The sequence below is a fragment of the Pontibacter sp. T17 genome, from assembly GCF_057219875.1.
Map to the genome: position 1 here is coordinate 1,080,447 of NZ_JBXVVW010000001.1, position 15,912 is coordinate 1,096,358.

General features: G+C 60.5%; 14 protein-coding genes and 1 pseudogene. 9 read left to right on the top strand and 6 right to left on the bottom strand.

The annotated features are described in order from the left end of the window. Position 1 precedes the first annotated feature (1 nt). Together AC2D8O_RS04850 and AC2D8O_RS04855 are read left to right on the top strand one after the other, a co-directional pair. Positions 2-1,171: pseudogene (locus AC2D8O_RS04850) on the top strand (sigma-54-dependent transcriptional regulator); the annotation flags it as partial. 132 nt (positions 1,172-1,303) lie between these two features. Further along, positions 1,304-1,441, top strand: coding sequence for a helix-turn-helix domain-containing protein (locus AC2D8O_RS04855; protein WP_484678268.1), 138 nt, complete (start codon positions 1,304-1,306; stop codon positions 1,439-1,441). A 63-nt stretch (positions 1,442-1,504) separates the two neighbouring features. Here AC2D8O_RS04855 and AC2D8O_RS04860 read toward each other — a convergent pair whose 3' ends face one another. Beyond that, complete coding sequence (locus tag AC2D8O_RS04860; protein WP_484677668.1) at positions 1,505-2,626, bottom strand: YbdK family carboxylate-amine ligase; 1,122 nt, start codon at positions 2,624-2,626, stop codon at positions 1,505-1,507. 172 nt (positions 2,627-2,798) lie between these two features. Between AC2D8O_RS04860 and AC2D8O_RS04865 the strand changes: the two genes are divergently transcribed. Continuing rightward, positions 2,799-3,068, top strand: coding sequence for an acylphosphatase (locus AC2D8O_RS04865; protein WP_484677669.1), 270 nt, complete (start codon positions 2,799-2,801; stop codon positions 3,066-3,068). A 12-nt stretch (positions 3,069-3,080) separates the two neighbouring features. On the opposite strand, the gene AC2D8O_RS04870 is transcribed toward AC2D8O_RS04865, so the two are convergent. Both AC2D8O_RS04870 and AC2D8O_RS04875 read right to left on the bottom strand, forming a co-directional pair. Further along, positions 3,081-3,497 (bottom strand): response regulator, encoded by a 417-nt coding sequence (locus tag AC2D8O_RS04870; RefSeq protein ID WP_484677670.1) that lies wholly within the window; start codon positions 3,495-3,497, stop codon positions 3,081-3,083. A gap of 96 nt (positions 3,498-3,593) precedes the next feature. Continuing rightward, a complete protein-coding gene (locus AC2D8O_RS04875; protein ID WP_484677671.1) occupies positions 3,594-4,832 on the bottom strand; it encodes an exo-beta-N-acetylmuramidase NamZ family protein in 1,239 nt (412 codons plus the stop codon). Positions 4,833-4,905: 73 nt separating this feature from the next. Here AC2D8O_RS04875 and AC2D8O_RS04880 point away from each other — a divergent pair, with 73 nt between their 5' ends. Continuing rightward, positions 4,906-5,523 (top strand): HAD family hydrolase, encoded by a 618-nt coding sequence (locus AC2D8O_RS04880; protein ID WP_484677672.1) that lies wholly within the window; start codon positions 4,906-4,908, stop codon positions 5,521-5,523. A 133-nt stretch (positions 5,524-5,656) separates the two neighbouring features. On the opposite strand, the gene AC2D8O_RS04885 is transcribed toward AC2D8O_RS04880, so the two are convergent. Further along, positions 5,657-6,712 carry an aldo/keto reductase gene (locus tag AC2D8O_RS04885; protein WP_484677673.1) on the bottom strand — a complete coding sequence of 352 codons (1,056 nt, stop codon included), beginning with the start codon at positions 6,710-6,712 and terminating at the stop codon, positions 5,657-5,659. A gap of 60 nt (positions 6,713-6,772) precedes the next feature. Beyond that, positions 6,773-7,396 (bottom strand): DUF4269 domain-containing protein, encoded by a 624-nt coding sequence (locus AC2D8O_RS04890; protein WP_484677674.1) that lies wholly within the window; start codon positions 7,394-7,396, stop codon positions 6,773-6,775. A 105-nt stretch (positions 7,397-7,501) separates the two neighbouring features. On the opposite strand from AC2D8O_RS04890, the gene AC2D8O_RS04895 reads away from it, so the two are divergent. From AC2D8O_RS04895 to AC2D8O_RS04910, 4 genes are all read left to right on the top strand, one after another. After that, entirely contained in the window at positions 7,502-8,218 is a 717-nt protein-coding gene (locus tag AC2D8O_RS04895) for a superoxide dismutase (RefSeq protein ID WP_484677675.1), read from the top strand. A 20-nt stretch (positions 8,219-8,238) separates the two neighbouring features. Beyond that, complete coding sequence (locus AC2D8O_RS04900; RefSeq protein ID WP_484677676.1) at positions 8,239-8,802, top strand: hypothetical protein; 564 nt, start codon at positions 8,239-8,241, stop codon at positions 8,800-8,802. A gap of 134 nt (positions 8,803-8,936) precedes the next feature. Next, positions 8,937-11,807, top strand: coding sequence for a DEAD/DEAH box helicase (locus AC2D8O_RS04905; protein ID WP_484677677.1), 2,871 nt, complete (start codon positions 8,937-8,939; stop codon positions 11,805-11,807). 109 nt (positions 11,808-11,916) lie between these two features. Then, positions 11,917-12,120 (top strand): YgaP family membrane protein, encoded by a 204-nt coding sequence (locus AC2D8O_RS04910; RefSeq protein WP_484677678.1) that lies wholly within the window; start codon positions 11,917-11,919, stop codon positions 12,118-12,120. Between the two features lie 73 nt (positions 12,121-12,193). Here AC2D8O_RS04910 and AC2D8O_RS04915 read toward each other — a convergent pair whose 3' ends face one another. Further along, positions 12,194-13,372, bottom strand: coding sequence for a thiolase family protein (locus tag AC2D8O_RS04915; RefSeq protein ID WP_484677679.1), 1,179 nt, complete (start codon positions 13,370-13,372; stop codon positions 12,194-12,196). 228 nt (positions 13,373-13,600) lie between these two features. Here AC2D8O_RS04915 and AC2D8O_RS04920 point away from each other — a divergent pair, with 228 nt between their 5' ends. Further along, positions 13,601-15,871 carry an HD family phosphohydrolase gene (locus tag AC2D8O_RS04920; RefSeq protein ID WP_484677680.1) on the top strand — a complete coding sequence of 757 codons (2,271 nt, stop codon included), beginning with the start codon at positions 13,601-13,603 and terminating at the stop codon, positions 15,869-15,871. Positions 15,872-15,912: the final 41 nt, after the last annotated feature.

Consider the following 15,912-nt stretch of genomic DNA (forward strand, 5'->3'; position numbering starts at 1 on the left):
TATGCCCGCGAAACCCAGCCAGACGCTCGCCCGCGTACTGATTATTGATGACGAACGGAGTATTCGCAACACGCTGCGCGACATACTGGAGTTTGAACAATATCAGGTGGATGAGGCGGGGGATGGAGAGGAAGGGCTGGAACTGCTGAAAGCCAATACGTATGACGTCGTATTGTGCGACGTCAAGATGCCGAAGATTGATGGACTGGAGCTGCTGGAGCAGGCGATACCGCTGCGCCCGGACACCCAGTTCATCATGATTTCGGGGCACGCGAATATCGATACTGCTGTAGAGGCGACGAAGAAGGGCGCGTACGACTTTATAGAGAAGCCGCCGGACCTGAACCGCCTGCTGGTGTCCATTCGCAACGCGCTGGACAAGAGCACGCTGGTGCAGGAGACGCGTGTGCTGCGCCGTAAGGTGAGCGGGGTACGCGAAATTATTGGCACAAGCGATGCCATTCAGCACATCAAAGACACCATTGCCAAGGTAGCGGTGACCGAAGCCCGTGTGCTGATAACCGGCAGCAATGGTACGGGCAAGGAGCTTGTCGCCAGGTGGATTCATGAGCAGAGCAACCGCAGTGCAGGCGCGCTGGTGGAAGTGAACTGCGCGGCGATACCAGCCGAGCTGATAGAAAGCGAACTGTTTGGCCACGAAAAGGGCTCGTTTACGAGCGCTGTACGCCAGCGGATTGGCAAGTTTGAGCAGGCGACGGGTGGTACGCTGTTCCTGGATGAGATTGGCGACATGTCGCTGTCGGCGCAGGCGAAAGTGCTGCGCGCGCTACAGGAGAACCGCATTACTCGGGTAGGTGGCGATAAGGAGATTACGGTGGATGTGCGTATAGTGGCCGCCACCAACAAGAACCTGCTTGAGGAGATTGCCAAGGGCAACTTCCGCGAGGACCTGTATCACCGCTTGTCGGTTATTCTGATACATGTGCCAGACCTGGCCCAACGGCGCGACGATGTGCCCGCACTGGCGCAGGCGTTTCTGGATGAAATCTGTCAGGAATATGGCTACCCCGCCAAGACTATATCGGACAAGGCGCTGGTGCTGCTGAAGGCCATGCCCTGGACAGGGAATGTGCGCGAGCTGCGCAACGTGATAGAACGCCTCGCAATATTCTCTGGAGCCGAGATACAGGATAAAGAGGTAGTGATGTATGCAGGCAACCCTGTGATGGGTGCACCTGTTGTACAAGACGCAGCGGCTGCCTTGGCCCCCGCGGCTGGTCTGGAAGATTACTGCGAACAGGTGATCGCTGGCTTTGACAAATTCCAGGACTTCAAAGATCACATGGAGCGCGAGTTCATTCACCACAAGCTGGTGAAGAACGGCTGGAATGTGACGAAGACTGCCGAGGAGATTGACATTCAGCGGAGCCACCTGTACAACAAGATCGAGAAGTACGGCCTTCAGCGCGAAAGCAAGTAAGGCTGCCGAACCAACCGAAAAGCGAAACGCCCCGGCTATCGGGGCGTTTGCTTTTGCTAGAGATCAACTCAACCATAGTTCCGACTGAGCGCGCAGTAGCTGGGGGAAGCTGGGGTTGGCGGCGAAGGCCTCGCGGAGCCAGTGGGCGCCGTTGTGGCAGGCCTCGGTCTGGGTGCGAAGGCGCTCGTAGGCGTCGAGGGTGCCAAGGGCCTGGAAGTCAGACTGAAGGATGAGAAGGGTGCGGCCGAGGTCACCTTCGAGATAGGTGGAGCGGCCATCATGGGCGTCAACGAGGCGCGCCTGAAATCCACGCCGGCAAGCCTGAAATCGATTGTGGCGATAGGCGGCGTCGGCGAGGAGTGGATCGATGGGAAGTTGGGGTTTTTCGCGCAGAAGATAGCGTGAAAGGGCCTGTGCGTAGGCGGCCAAATCCGCAGCGAGCTGCACGGTGAGGGGGCAATCGCAGACGCGAATTTCGACTGTTCCGAGGTGGGGCTTTGGGCGGATGTCCCAGTAGAAGTCCTTGAGATCGGAAATGATCTGGGCCTGTTGCAGGCGATTGACGTAAGCGCAGAACTGCTCCCAGTTGAGGATGCTGAGCGGCAGGACGCCCGAGAGGGGAAAGGCATCTACGATGTTGAGGCGGTAGGTATCGTATTCGGTGGCCTGTTCTTCGTAGAAGGGGCTGGAGGCCGCCAGGGCTATGAAGTGTGGGATGTAGCGCTGGAGGGCGTGGGTAAGATAAATGGCGTCGTCGGCGGAGGCAACTGAGACGTGGATGTGCTGGCCGAAGACGGTGAAGAGCCGGGCGAGATAGCCATAGGTGTCGGCGAGAAACTGGAAGCGAGGTGAGGGTGTGATGAGGCGATCGGTCCAGCGGTGGAAGGCATGTGCGCCTCCTCCGCAGAGGGCCACGCCGAGGGCTTTGGCTTCGTTGGCAAGGATGTCGCGCATCTGCGCTACCTCCTGTTGCAGATTGGAAATGCTTTCGTGCGGGGAGGAGCCGACCTCGAACATACTCTGGGTAATTTCAAGACAACTGGTCCAGTGGACGTCGTGCAGTTGGATTCGTTGGAGCAGCTCGGCAGCGACGGGCTGGAGGTTCCAGGTGGAAGTATTGAGGATCTGGAGTTCCAGCTCAATGCCCACGTGTAGTGGGGCGACAGACTTGAAGGGGATGGACATAAAGGTAAGGGCCCCGGGCGCTTCCCCATCCAACGGAGAAAGCCGGAAAGCCACCTCACAGGTCTAGCGCTGATAGCTAAAAATGGTTCCCGCAGTTTGGAATTAAAACAGACAGAAAGACAAGTGAACCGGAGAAAACCGTGGGCTGTTGAATGTCCAAGAAGCAGTAGAAATGAAACGTCTGAACATACGGATATCTGGCCGGGTGCAAGGCGTGTCGTACCGTGCAAGTACACAGCGCAAAGCCGTAGAACTGGGCCTCAAAGGCTGGGTGCGAAACCTGCCAGAGGGCTCGGTAGAGATCGCGGCAGAAGGTACAGAGGCTGCACTGGCACAGCTAACGGCTTGGTGCATGCAAGGCCCACCGTTGGCGCAGGTTACGGATGTGGCAGTAGCCGAGGGTATGCCCGAAGGGTTCGCGAGTTTCGAGATCCGCTACTAAGTTTGCGGGCGGTCAGACGAGGGTTTCGTCGTCGTCCTCGTCGAGGAGGTCTTCGGCGGCAAGGTCGCTAAAGATGTCTTCTATGGCCTCTACAAGGTCTGGGCCTGCGATAGGCTTTACGAGGAAATTGGTGGCACCTAGGCGTGCGGCCTGTCGGATGCGCTCTTCGTCGTCGTGGGCGGTGAGAAACACCACTGGGATGCTGGCAGTCTCGGGCTTGGCAAGCAGCCGTTGCAGGACCTCGAAGCCATCGAGGTCAGGCAAGCCGATGTCGAGCACGATAAGATCGGGCTGGAGGGCCTCGGCTTTAGAGAGTGCGCCCTGGCCGTCGGCGGCTTCAAGGATATTGTAGCCAGCCCGCGACAGGATCTGGGCAAGGACTTCGCGGTTTTCGGGCAGGTCTTCTACGAGCAGGAGCGTTTTAGCCATAAGGGACGAGGACGATAAGGCGGTGAGATTTGCTTCGCAAAAGCCCGGCCATTTCCTCTAAAATGGCAAAAAAATGGCTGAAGGCCAAAGGATATATTATCGAGGGTAGAGTAGATAGCGCGCCCGGATGCGGCGGAAGGCATCGACGGCGGGTGTCCAGCCGAGTACAATACGGAAGGGTTTTTCGCCTGCAATGACCTGGCGTTTAAGCTGCGAGGTGCCCGCAAGACGATCGAAGAAAGGCAGGAAAAAACTGCTGCCGCTGCCCTCTTCCTTGTACAGGAAATAGAGGAGATCTACAGCGGAGAGCCAAAGAGCCTCAGAACTGGCGGTGGAGTCGCGAATGATGGCGAGGCCGTAAAGTGGCTTGTCGCGATAGGGCGGGTTGTCGGCCTTGCCAGGCATGGCCACAGGTGTGAAGGTAATGCCGATGCCCGTAAAACCCTCGCCGAACGAGAGGTAGAAAGTGGAGTCCATGGCAGGGAGCACCCGGCCTCCAGGTATGCCTATAATGGTGAACGGGGTTGGGGTACCTCGGCCAACACTGACGGGTGTGCCTTCGTACCAGCAGAGGTAGGGGTAGAGGCGTGCGCTTTCGGGTGTTGGCAGGTTTGGACTTGGGGGAATCCAGGGCAGGCGGGTCTGCTCCCAGGAGGTGCTGTGTGTCCAGTGGGTCATACGCACGACGGTGAGTCGCGCCTGTTTGCCACCAGCCAGCCAACGCTCGCCGTTGAGCAGCTGCGCATACTCGCCGAGCGTCATGCCGTGGAGCACGGGAATGGGATGCAGGCCGACAAAGCTGCGGTGCTGTACAGTGTCGAGAACGGGGCCGCTGACGGCGTTTCCGTTGGGATTGGGGCGGTCGAGCACCCAGAACTCGGGGCCCTGTTCAGCGCAGGCCTCCTGTACATAGGCCAGCGTGCTGAGGTAGGTATAGAAGCGCGTACCGACATCCTGTATATCGAAAAGGACGATGTCGACATCGGCGAGCTGGGCAGCGGTAGGCTTTTTGTTGGCACCGTACAATGAGACGACGGATAAGCCCGTCTGGGTGTCAACGCCATCGCGGATGGTAGCACCTGCTTCTACGCCGCCACGGAAGCCATGTTCGGGGGCGAAGACGCGCTGGATGCGGAAGCCCTTCTGGAGGAGGAGGTCGGCGAGGTGGCGGCCATTGACCTGCGCGGTGTGGTTGGCGACGAGTGCCAGGCGTTTGCCCTTGAGGCGGGCCAACAGACCGGGTTGGGCCAGCAGCACTTCGGCTCCGGTCTGCACGCGCGGCGGCAAACTGTCGGCGGCGGCAACCGTAGTGGTAGGCGCTTGTGCTACCAGCATGAGGGGGGCCACGCAGGCCACCCACAGGGAAAAGATTAGGCTAACTTTGGCCGCTGAACTGACGTAACGCTTCATGATACTCTCCCCCAATATCCGGAATATACTGTTTGACCTGGGCGGTGTTCACTACGCGGTGAACTATCACCTGACGACATCGGCCCTGGAAACACTCGCTGCCAAACATGGTGCCAAGCCGCTGGCTTACACGCAAGCGAAGCAGGACCCGATTTTCGACGAGTATGAGGCGGGCAGAATGGGAACGGCAGATTTCCTGGATGGGGTGCGCCGCCTGATGGGCGTGCCTGCTACAGACGCCGAGATCACCGAAGCATGGAACGCAATGCTGCTGGGCCTGATGCCAGGCCGGCCTGAGTTGCTCGACCGCGTGAAGAACCGGGGCTATCGCATTGCCCTGCTGAGCAACACCAACGCCCTGCACTGGGAGGTAGTGTATCCACAGATCGGGCCGCTGGTGCCGAAGTTCGAGCGGGTGTGGGCCAGTTTTGAGATGGGAGTGCGGAAGCCTGAACGGGCGTCGTTCTTAATGGCTGTTGAGGGTCTGAACTGGAAGCCGGAAGAGACGCTGTTCATCGACGACTCGATTCAGCACGTGGTGGGGGCACGGTCGGCGGGGCTGGATGCGTACCATCTGACAGACGCGGGGCACCTGGAGCGTGCGCTGCTGGGCTGATTCGCAATTCGCGAATTGCGAATTGGGTGAGATAGATTTCTTCGCTACGCTCGTGACGTATGTGGCAGGAAGAGAAAAGGCACTACTGGCTCAGTAGTGCCTTTTGACTTTGTAGCTGCCTGAGGCCACCTACTCAGAGGCGGTCGCGGTGGGGCCAGTCGACGCTGGGCCAGGTGCCCTGGAAGATGATGTCGCGGACGTTGTCGGTGTGGAGGAACTGGTGAGGGAAGCCAAGTTCGATGGCGCTGGCGGCGTCGAGCAGGCGCATGTGGTGGTCGGTGAGGGTGACGTCCAGACTGCCGAGGTTGGCCTTGAGCTGGGCCACGTTGCGGGCACCGAGGATGGGCACAAAGTAGGGCTCCTGCTGGCGCAGCCAGGCGAGGGCCACCTGTGCGGGCTGTGCACCCACCTCCTTGGCAACGGCCTCTACTGCTTCGACGATGGCAAAGTTGCGGTCGGAGAAGCGGAGGCTGCCTTCCTTAAGACGGGCGCCTTCCGCTGGCTTGCCGGGCTTGTGCTTGCCAGTGAGGATGCCGCCGCCTAGGGGGCTCCACGGGGTGACGCCCAGCCCAAAAGCACGCGCCATAGGCAGGAGGTCGCGTTCGGGGGTACGCTGGATGAGGGAGTACTCAACCTGAATGGCGCAGAAGGTGTGCCAGCCGTGGTGTGCGGCCAGGGTGTTGGCCTGGGCGACGATCCAGGCGGGGGTATCGGAGGCGGCGATGTGCAGCACCTTGCCAGAGGCACAGAGGTCGTTAAGGGCGCGCATGACCTCGACGACGGGCGTGGTGAAGTCCCAGGCGTGTACCCATAGGAGGTCGATGTAGTCGGTGCCGAGGCGCTTGAGGCTGGCTTCTACAGCCTGCACGAGGTTTTTGCGGTGGTTGCCGCCGGCGTTGGGGTCGTTGCGGCGCATGCCAAGCGTGTACTTGGTGGCGACGATGAGTTCTTCGCGGGCTGGCGCAATGATGTCGGCGAGGATGCGCTCAGAGTTGCCGGCCTGATAGTAGTTGGCGGTGTCAATGAAGTTACCGCCGGCGGTGCGGTAGGCATCGTAGATGGCGCGGCTTTCGGAGGGTGACGCACCCCAGCCCCAGTCTTCGCCGAAGGTCATGGTGCCGAGTGAGAGTTCGGAGACGCGGAGGCCGCTGGTGCCGAAGAGCTTGTAACGCATGGGTCGGGTGGTCATGGGAGTTGGGGCGTGAAGTCTAGTGTGAAGGTAACACGCAGCGGAATGGAATGGTGCGGGTCAGTGTGGGTGGGAGGCCTGTTGCCGGATGGCCTCGGTTGGCTGCAGGGAAAGGTCATAGAGTGCCTGCCAGGGGTTTCCTGGCAGGTGGAAGTGTGTGGCGAAGGCGGGCTCGGTTTTGAGGCGCTGCTGGCGCAGGCGGCGAATGGCCCGAAAGGTGGCGAGTGGATCGGGGCTGTGGGTCAGCAGGGCCGCTTCAACCCAGAGATGGCGCCAGGCGGCCTGCTGGTCGAGCGGCTGGGGAGCGGCGTATATCTCCACGGGCAGGGCGCCCAGCCTGAAACGGGCGGTGAGCACACCCTCATTGATGCGTGTGCGTGCGTGATAGGCCCGACGAAGAAACCAGGCGAGGACAGAAAGCCGTGTGGCTGGCGTATGCAGGAGCACATCGAGGTCGCTGGTGGGGGTGTGTAGGTTGAGAGGAAAGGTGCCAGTGAGCAGGGGCGGCTCCAGCGCAAAGGGGGCTAGGGCTGCTGTGAGGCCCGATCGCTGCCATGCCTGTAGCACCTGCATCTGTGCTGGGGAAAGCAGATGGGGGTGACGTAACAGGATTTGCGTGAGTGTGGGCTGGTGGGGCCGGGACAGCTGCACCACCTGCTGCGCCCAGAAGGAAAAGTGAACCATAAGACAGGTGGCAACTTCGGGTGAAAGGATGAATGATTCAAGACTGGCACAGGTTATGCAGAGAGAACTGTAGCTTTCGTAACCACTCCATAACCCGCTTGAGATATGACCCGCCGAGAATTCATCGCCGCAAGTGCCGCCACGGGGGCTTTTCTGACGCTGAAGAGTCAGCCGCTGACCGCTGCCCTGCTGCCAGATACGGCCGGATATCCATTTTCGCAGGCCGCGCTTCCCTACGCCTACAATTCGCTGGAGCCGTATGTCGATGCTCTGACGATGCAGATACACTATGAGAAGCACCACGCAGCATATGTAACCAACCTGAACAACGCGCTGAAAGACCATGCGCCCCTTCATGTCAGGACACTGGAGACGCTGCTGGCCGAGCTGAACACGACCGTGCCGGAAGGCATACGCACGGCTGTGCGCAACCACGGTGGGGGCCACTGGAACCACACGTTCTTCTGGGAGAGCCTGACGCCCAAGCCTGCCCGTCCGACGGAGACGCTGATTGGGCAGATCAATCGACACTTCGGTACATGGGGCAGCTTTCGTGAGAAGTTTGAGAAAGCTGCGAAGGACGTGTTTGGCTCGGGCTGGGCATGGCTGGTACAGCAGCCCGATGGTAAATGGGTCATTGCCACCACCCCAAACCAGGACAATCCGCTGATGCCAGTGGCTGCTATGCAAGGGAAGCCGCTGCTGGGCCTGGATGTGTGGGAGCACGCCTATTACCTGAAATACCAGAACAAGCGCGCCGACTACATCACGGCCTTCTGGTCAGTGGCCGACTGGACCAAAGTGGCGGCACGCGCCCGCTGATACCTCCCATTCATCTACACATGCGGCTACTCCTGATACTTACATTGGGGCTGCTGGTGGTGAGCTGCCAGAAGCTGCCTCAGCAACTGAAGAATGAAGTGAATGTACTGGCGCCTCAGTACGGGGTGCTGGGTGAGACGGTTGCCCGGCTGGAGCGTATGAGTCAGCAGGCTACCGAGGTATGCCGAGAGGGCCTTCACCAGCAGGAACTGGACCTGACCGCCCTTCAGGACTCGGCGAAACGGACCGAAGCTCGTGCCGGACTGGACACCCTGAAGCAGGTGTGTCGGGAGGCCGAGCGCCTGGCCGCCCAGGTGAACAGTCTGAAGGAGAACTACGTGCGGCGCCATACACTGTACAATACCTTTCAGACGAAGGTGGCCGATAGCGACCTTGACGAAGCCGCCACCCGCGCTGAGCTGGCGGACCATGCCGCGCTGCACCACCAGCTGACCGAGCGTGCCACTGAACTGGAGCGCCTACTGACCGACATGGGCACCCGCCACGACCGCACAGCCTACCGCATCAGCGAGCTGACGGGGCGTTACAATGCCCTGTTGATGAAGCTGAACCTGCGAAAGTGATGGCGGTAAATGACAGATTCAGAATAAATTACGCAGAAGACCGCCAGTCCTGTCATGTAAACCGCTAACTTGTGGGGTTCTTCCCCTTCCCTGCTTTGGCGAGTTACACTCATGCAAGTTCTGGCACAACCCGCGTGCTGGTAGATCCGGACCGGCCGTGTTCGGTGGTATATGCCATTCAGCTGCACGACCTGTTTGGTGCGGCAGCGGCCGTGACGAGTATCAGTGCGCACGTGGTGCAGCACACCGATGCTGGCAGCCTGAGTCTGGCCCATCAACGCCTGTTGCCTGCAAACGCGGCGCAGTTTGCCCACCTGCTGGACGAGGTGGACCACAAGCTGGTGCAGCTGCTGGGCGACATCACCACCACGGCGTTGGTGCAGAAGTATGCCAAGGGCCTGAGCAAAGCCCAGACCGACAAGATATTCGCTGACGGCGCCAAACGCGACATGGCCATTGCCTTTGTTCGGAAGCAGGTGCTGGCGGCCTTTGAGCTGCTGTCGGGCAAGCGGGTGTTCCGGATGGGGAAAGACAACTACCCGGCCGGGCGCGAGCTGACATTCAGCCGTGACAAGGCATCACTGTCGTTTCTGTTCAAGAAAACCGAAGCGGGCACCGATTACAGCCTTACCGTTACCCACGCAGGCAAAGAGCTGCCGCTGCACAAAACCCCTGGGCAGGTGGTGGTAGACGAACCCGCCTGGCTGCAGAGCGGCGATCTGCTGTTTACCTTCGATGAGCCCGTAGACGGCAAACGGCTGCGGCCCTTCTTTGCCAAGCCAGCCATTCATATAGATACCGCACGCGAGGCCGACTTCTACGAGAAGTTTCTGGCGCGGCTGCTTGAACAACACTCGGTAACGGTAGACGGCATCCCGATGCGGGAGGTAGACGCCGAGCCGACCTTCCGGCTGATAGTGGAGCGGCCAGCCGAAACGCGCTACGACTTCCGGTTGGTGGCGGTGTACGACAGCTTGGAGCTGGCACCCGACCCCACGCGGCAGGCCTATGTACAGACCTTCTCGGACGGCACGAACTTTGGCTTCCGGCGGGTGAAGCGTAACCCGGCGCGGGAGCGGCAGGTGGTGGAGTCGTTGCAGAAGCTGCAATCGGAAGCCAACCTGCTGGGCTTCAGCATGAGCCAGGACAAGGCGGTGGCCTGGGTGGGCCGCAACTATCCGGCGCTGCGCGCTGCGGGCATAGACGTGAAGCAGGCCTTTGTAGGCGCCAAGCTGCCGCTGTATATGCCTGAGCTGACGTTTGATATAGAAGCGATACAGGAAGGCTACCGCGTGGTGCCCTCGCTGCGGCTGGGGCCCGAGGTGCTGGACTTTGCGCTGCTGCGCAAAGCGCTGGTGAACGGCGACAGCTTGATGCGCCTGCCCGACGACACCCACCTGCCCCTGCCCGACGGCTGGGGCGAGCAGCTGCGCCACTTTGCCGAAGTAGCCCAGCCAACCCCCGCCGGGGCCTGGTTGCTTGCGCCTCACCACGCGCTGCTGCTGCCCGCCATTCTGGGCGAGAAAGCAGCCGAACACCCGGTGGCAGGCACGCTGACGCAATTTGACGCCATTGAGAGCCAGCCAGCGCCCACAGGCTTGCAGGCCACCCTACGCGACTATCAGCAGGCCGGCTTCGACTGGCTGTGCTTCCTGAGCGACTATGCCTTTGGCGGCATTCTGGCCGACGACATGGGGCTGGGCAAAACGCTGCAAACACTGGCCCTGCTGCAACGCGAGAAAGAGCGCGCCGAAGCTGCCGGGCAGGAGCGCCCCCGCTCGCTGATCGTGGTGCCCAACTCGCTGGTGTACAACTGGCTGTATGAAGCCGAGAAGTTTACGCCCGGGCTGGTGATACAGGTGTATGCCGGCGACAAGCGCACCCGCAGCGAAACCTCGCTCTTTGGGTACGACGCCCTCATTACCACCTATGGCATGGTGCGGCAAGACCGCGAGACCTTTGCACAACACCGCTGGCACTACATCATTCTGGACGAAAGCCAGTACATCAAGAACCGCGACGCCAAGACAACGCAGGCCGTGCTGACGCTGATCTCGAGCCGCCGGCTGTCGCTGACGGGTACGCCGATCGAGAACTCGACGATGGACCTGTGGACGCAGATGCACTTCCTGAACCGGGGTCTGCTGGGGTCGGAGCGGTTTTTCGAACGGTTCTACGCCGAGCCGATAGAGCGCGACGCCAACGAAAGCCGTGCCGAGCAGCTGCGGAAAATCGTGCGGCCGTTTGTGCTGCGGCGCACCAAGCAGCAGGTGGCTTCGGAACTGCCACCGCTGATTGAGCAGATCATCGGCTGCGACATGCAGGCCGACCAGCACGCCCTGTACGAGGCCAACCGCCTGCATTACCGCAACACCTTTCTGGCGCAGAGTGCCGCTGACTTCGAGGGCAACCGCATGCAGATTCTGAGCTCGCTGCAACGCCTGCGGCAGATTGCCATAGACCCGCGCATGGTGGAAGCTAAAGCCGGACGCGGTGGCAAGTACGACGTGCTGATGGAACAACTGGAAGACCTGTTGGCTCAGGGTAAAAAGGTGCTGGTGTTCTCGCAGTTTGTGAAGCTGCTGCAACTGATCCGCGCCGACCTGAACAAGAAGAAGATAGCCTATGCATATCTGGACGGCTCGATGCCGGACCTGGAGCGGGCGAAGCAGGTGGCGAAGTTTCAGGAAGACGCCGACGTGCCGCTGTTCCTGATGTCCATCCGCGCGGGTGGGGTGGGGCTTAACCTGACCGCCGCCGAATACGTGCTGTTGATGGACCCCTGGTGGAACCCAGCGGTGGAGAAGCAGGCCGTGGCCCGCGCCCACCGTATCGGCCAGACGAACACCGTGGTGGTGCACAAGTTCATCACCGAGGGCACGATAGAGGAGAAGATCCTGCGCCTGCAGGAGCGCAAGGCCCACATCGCCGGCGAGATCATCCGCACGGAAGAACAGTTCTTCAAGGAGCTGAGCCGCGAGGAGCTGCTGTCACTGTTCGACTGATGACGGCCCGCGAAGGCTGATGGAAATCAGGAAACAGACTGAGCGGAAGGGGTTGGAAATCAGGGAGTGTGGGTGCTAACTTGAGGCAACACGTAATCCTCCAACTTCCATGTTAACGCGCAACGTAGGCAAAACAGACCGCACCATCCGCATTGTGGTGGGTGTGGCAATTCTCGCAGTAGGCGGGTATTACCAGAGTTGGTGGGCGCTGGTGGGGCTGCTGCCCCTTGCAACCGGTCTGGCTAGCACCTGTGGCCTTTACTCACTGATGGGCATCAACACCTGCGAGGTAGAACCCGGCGCCAAGCCGTAAGACTTCTGACTGACTGAACGACGAAGGGCAGCCCATGCGGACTGCCCTTTGTGCTTGGATGCTGTGAGGTGCGTTATGCGCGCTCGAGAACGAGAGCGCTGGCACCGCCACCGCCGTTGCAGATGCCCACGCAGCCGTACTTCTTGCCATCCTGTTGGAGCGCATAAGCGAGGGTAACGGCCAGGCGCGAACCGCTGCTGCCGATGGGGTGGCCGATGGATACGGCGCTGCCACGTACGTTCAGCTTGTCCATGCCGATTTCGAGAATCTTGGCGTTGGCCTGGGCTACGACGGAGAAGGCTTCGTTGATCTCAAAGTAGTCCATGTCCTGTACGCCGAGACCTGCGCGCTTGAGGGCCACGGGGATAGCTTGAGCAGGAGCTACGGTGAACCAATCAGGCTCCAGAGAGGCGTCGCCATAGGAGACGATGCGGGCGATGGGCTTCAGGTTGTGCTCCTTCACGGCCTTTTCCGAGGCGAGGATGACGAACGAAGCGCCGTCGTTGAGCTTGGAGGCGTTGGCGGCCGTGATGGCGCCGTCGGTCTTGAAGGCAGGCTTCAGGGTGGCCATCTTGTCGAACTGGGCGCGGAAGGGCTCTTCGTCCTTGTCGATAACGGTGTTGCCTTTCTTGCTGGCGATGGTAACAGGGGCAATTTCGCTGGCGAACTTACCGGCGTTCCAGGCTGCCTGAGCGCGCTCATAGCTCATTTTGGCGTAGGCATCCTGGCTTTCGCGGCCAAAGCCGTACTTCTCGGCGGCGAACTCGCCGGCCATGCCCATCATGTGCTTCTTGAAGGGGTCCTGGAGGCCGTCGCGTACGAGGGCATCGAGCATCTCGATGTTGCCGTACTTGTTGCCGGAGCGGAAGGAGGGCATGAGGCCGGGGGCCATGCTCATGTTTTCCATGCCACCGCAGGCAACGATTTCGTTTTCGCCGAGGCGGATGCTGCTGGCGCCGAGCATGATGGCTTTGGTGCCGGAGGCGCAGGCCTTGTTGAGCATGGTGGCCACGGTGGTGGCGGGGAGGCCAGCGGCAAGGGCTACCTGTGTAGCAGGGGCCTGACCAAGGTTGGCGCTGACGACGTTGCCGACGTAGAGTTCGGTGATGAGCTTGGCATCGATGCCAGCCTGTTCAATGGCAGCCTTGAGGGCGGTGGCGCCGAGGGTAACGGCGGGGACCTCGCTGAGCGAGCCGAGGAAAGCGCCCACAGGAGTACGCTTGGCGGCTACGATATAGACGGTATTGCTCATTTGAAAGGGGAGTGGTTAAATCAGGGCTCTGCGGCTCCATGCCACAGGGCACCCAAATATAACGCATTCACTGCTCGCTAGATTCCGTTCGGTATTTTTAATTGGGGAGGGCTGGTTGTTGCGGAAATGGCAGCGACAGGGTGGCAAGTGGACAGTATGCGGGTGAGACGTGCGGGAATCGTACTTTCGTGACAGTGCCATCGTTTGTAACAGGAGACAGGAGCCCCCGTGAGCAGTCCCGAATTTGAAAATGACCAGCCTACCGTCTGGTACCAGCAGTTTGCCGCTTACTTTGACCGGAACCGGCAGGCCGTACGCTGGGTGCTGATGATAGGATTTGTAGTGGGGGCAGTGTTGCTGCTTCCACAGGCCCAGCCGCGGTTTTTCCGCTATGAGGTGGGGCGTGTGTGGCAGGAGCCCGACGTGTACGCCCCGTTTGAGTTCCCGATCCTGAAAGTGACGGAGGTATACCAGGCCGAACGGCAGCAGGCGCAGACGCGTGTGCCCGAGCCGTTTCTGTTGTCGCCGGAGCCGGTGCTGCGCAGCCAGATGGGGCTACAGGCCTATTATGACACGCTGGGTAGAATAGGCGAGGAGTGGCGGCGAATCAGGCGGAGCAGCGCCCCCGGCGCGCAGGCGTTTCTGACGGAAGCGCTGGTGAAGCTGTCGCCGACACTGGAAGCCCGCGAGGCCGAATTGCTGCTGGCGCCACCCCTGACAGTGCCCGCCTTGCGCAACCGCAGCCTCGACCTGCTCCGCGAGATTCAGCAGGCCGGTTATCTGGACCGTGAGCGGGCAGCTCTGAAACAGCCGATTGTATCGTTGCGGAACACGCCGCAGCACGAGGTAATAACCGACCGCAGCACGGTGTACGACGCGCCACGCGTGGAGGCACGCGCCCGTGAGGTTTCCAAGGTGTTTGAGGCGCCAGCCCGCGAAGTATTCGTGAGGGTGCTGCTGGCGCACACACGCCCCACCCACCTATACAATTCCGAACTGTATGAGCAGGATGTGCAGCAGGCGCTGAACCGCGTGAGCCGCTACTACGGCAAAGTGCGGGCGGGCCAGTTGATAGTGGCGTCGGGGCAGCGGATAACGCCGGAGATAGCAGGCATGCTGGAGTCGCTGAACTCGGAAAAAGAGAAGGCGCGCGGCAACCGCGAGATGTGGGTGGTGCTGCTGGGGCAGGTGCTGATTGTGAGCCTGCTGACGCTGATGACGATGAACTTTCTGCGCCTGAGCCGGCGGGAGGTGTTTGGCCGCAACCGGAAGATTGCGCTGCTGTTCTTCATCATGCTGTTCATCACCACGCTGATAGTGCTGATGCTGCGGCTGACGCCCCACCTGGTGTCGGATGTGGCGGTGAGCTACTTCCTGCTGGTGCCAGTAACGATGGCGCCCATCATGGTAACGGTGTTCTTTGACGACCGTATCGGCTTCTTCAGCAACATCATCATTGCGGTGCTGGCGGGGTTCGTGATCCACAACAACTTCGAATTCTTCTTCATCCAGCTGTGTGCGGGCACGGTGGCGGTGTCGAACCTGCGGGTGCTGCGGCGGCGGGGACAGTTCTTCAGTACGGCGGGCTGGCTGCTGCTGAGCTACTGGGTGTCGTATCTGGCGTACAACCTGTACCTGCGTGGCGACCTGACGGAGATCAACTACGCCAACCTGATTCTGCTGGCGGTGAACGTGCTGCTGACGCTGGCTACTTACCCGCTGATCTACTTCGTGGAGCGGCTGTTCGGCATTACTTCTGACCTGACGTACATCGAGCTGCTGGACACCGACCACCCGCTGCTGAAGGAACTGAGCCTGAAAGCGCCCGGTACCTACCAGCACAGTCTGCAGGTGGCGAACATCGCCGAGAGCGTAGCGACGAAGATTGGCGCCAACGCCCTACAGGTGAAGGTGGCCGCGTTGTTTCACGACATCGGCAAGATCTATCAGCCGGAATACTTCATCGAGAACCAGCACGGGTACAATCCGCACGAGCGGCTGGAGGCCCAGCTGTCGGCCGAAATCATCCTGTCGCACGTGGACTATGGCGTGGAGCTGGCCAAGCAGCACAACCTGCCGCGGGAAATCATCGAGTTCATCAAGACGCACCACGGCACTTCGCGGGTAGAGCACTTCTACCGCACCTACCGGCGCATGCACCCCGACGAAGTGTGTAACGAGACGGACTTCCGGTACAAGGGGCCGCTACCCACGAGCAAGGAAATGGCGATTCTGATGCTGTCTGACAGCGCAGAAGCTGCCTCGCGGAGCATGAAGAACCCGACGGAGGAGGACATCCGCGCACTGATTGACGCCGTTATCGACCACAAGATTACCGACAACCAGCTGTCTGCGGCGCGCATCTCATTCCGCGACGTACACACCCTGAAGAAGGAAATCCTGTATATCCTGACGAACATCCACCACACCCGTAGTGCCTATGCAAAGCCCGTGGAGCCTGATACCGTCCCGGAGGATATGGACTACGTGGAGAACTAGTGATGACACAGGTGGTGACAACACTTACCTTTGATTGCAAT

Excerpts from the sequence above, each read along its gene's own strand:
- AC2D8O_RS04865 (WP_484677669.1), top strand. The coding sequence starts at position 2,799 with ATGAAACGTCTGAACATACGGATATCTGGCCGGGTGCAAGGCGTGTCG.
- AC2D8O_RS04910 (WP_484677678.1), top strand. The coding sequence starts at position 11,917 with ATGTTAACGCGCAACGTAGGCAAAACAGACCGCACCATCCGCATTGTG.
- AC2D8O_RS04890 (WP_484677674.1), bottom strand. The coding sequence starts at position 7,396 with ATGGTTCACTTTTCCTTCTGGGCGCAGCAGGTGGTGCAGCTGTCCCGG.
- AC2D8O_RS04875 (WP_484677671.1), bottom strand. The coding sequence starts at position 4,832 with ATGCTGGTAGCACAAGCGCCTACCACTACGGTTGCCGCCGCCGACAGT.
- AC2D8O_RS04885 (WP_484677673.1), bottom strand. The coding sequence starts at position 6,712 with ATGACCACCCGACCCATGCGTTACAAGCTCTTCGGCACCAGCGGCCTC.
- AC2D8O_RS04915 (WP_484677679.1), bottom strand. The coding sequence starts at position 13,372 with ATGAGCAATACCGTCTATATCGTAGCCGCCAAGCGTACTCCTGTGGGC.
- AC2D8O_RS04880 (WP_484677672.1), top strand. The coding sequence starts at position 4,906 with ATGATACTCTCCCCCAATATCCGGAATATACTGTTTGACCTGGGCGGT.
- AC2D8O_RS04860 (WP_484677668.1), bottom strand. The coding sequence starts at position 2,626 with ATGTCCATCCCCTTCAAGTCTGTCGCCCCACTACACGTGGGCATTGAG.
- AC2D8O_RS04870 (WP_484677670.1), bottom strand. The coding sequence starts at position 3,497 with ATGGCTAAAACGCTCCTGCTCGTAGAAGACCTGCCCGAAAACCGCGAA.
- AC2D8O_RS04855 (WP_484678268.1), top strand. The coding sequence starts at position 1,304 with ATGGAGCGCGAGTTCATTCACCACAAGCTGGTGAAGAACGGCTGGAAT.
- AC2D8O_RS04900 (WP_484677676.1), top strand. The coding sequence starts at position 8,239 with ATGCGGCTACTCCTGATACTTACATTGGGGCTGCTGGTGGTGAGCTGC.
- AC2D8O_RS04895 (WP_484677675.1), top strand. The coding sequence starts at position 7,502 with ATGACCCGCCGAGAATTCATCGCCGCAAGTGCCGCCACGGGGGCTTTT.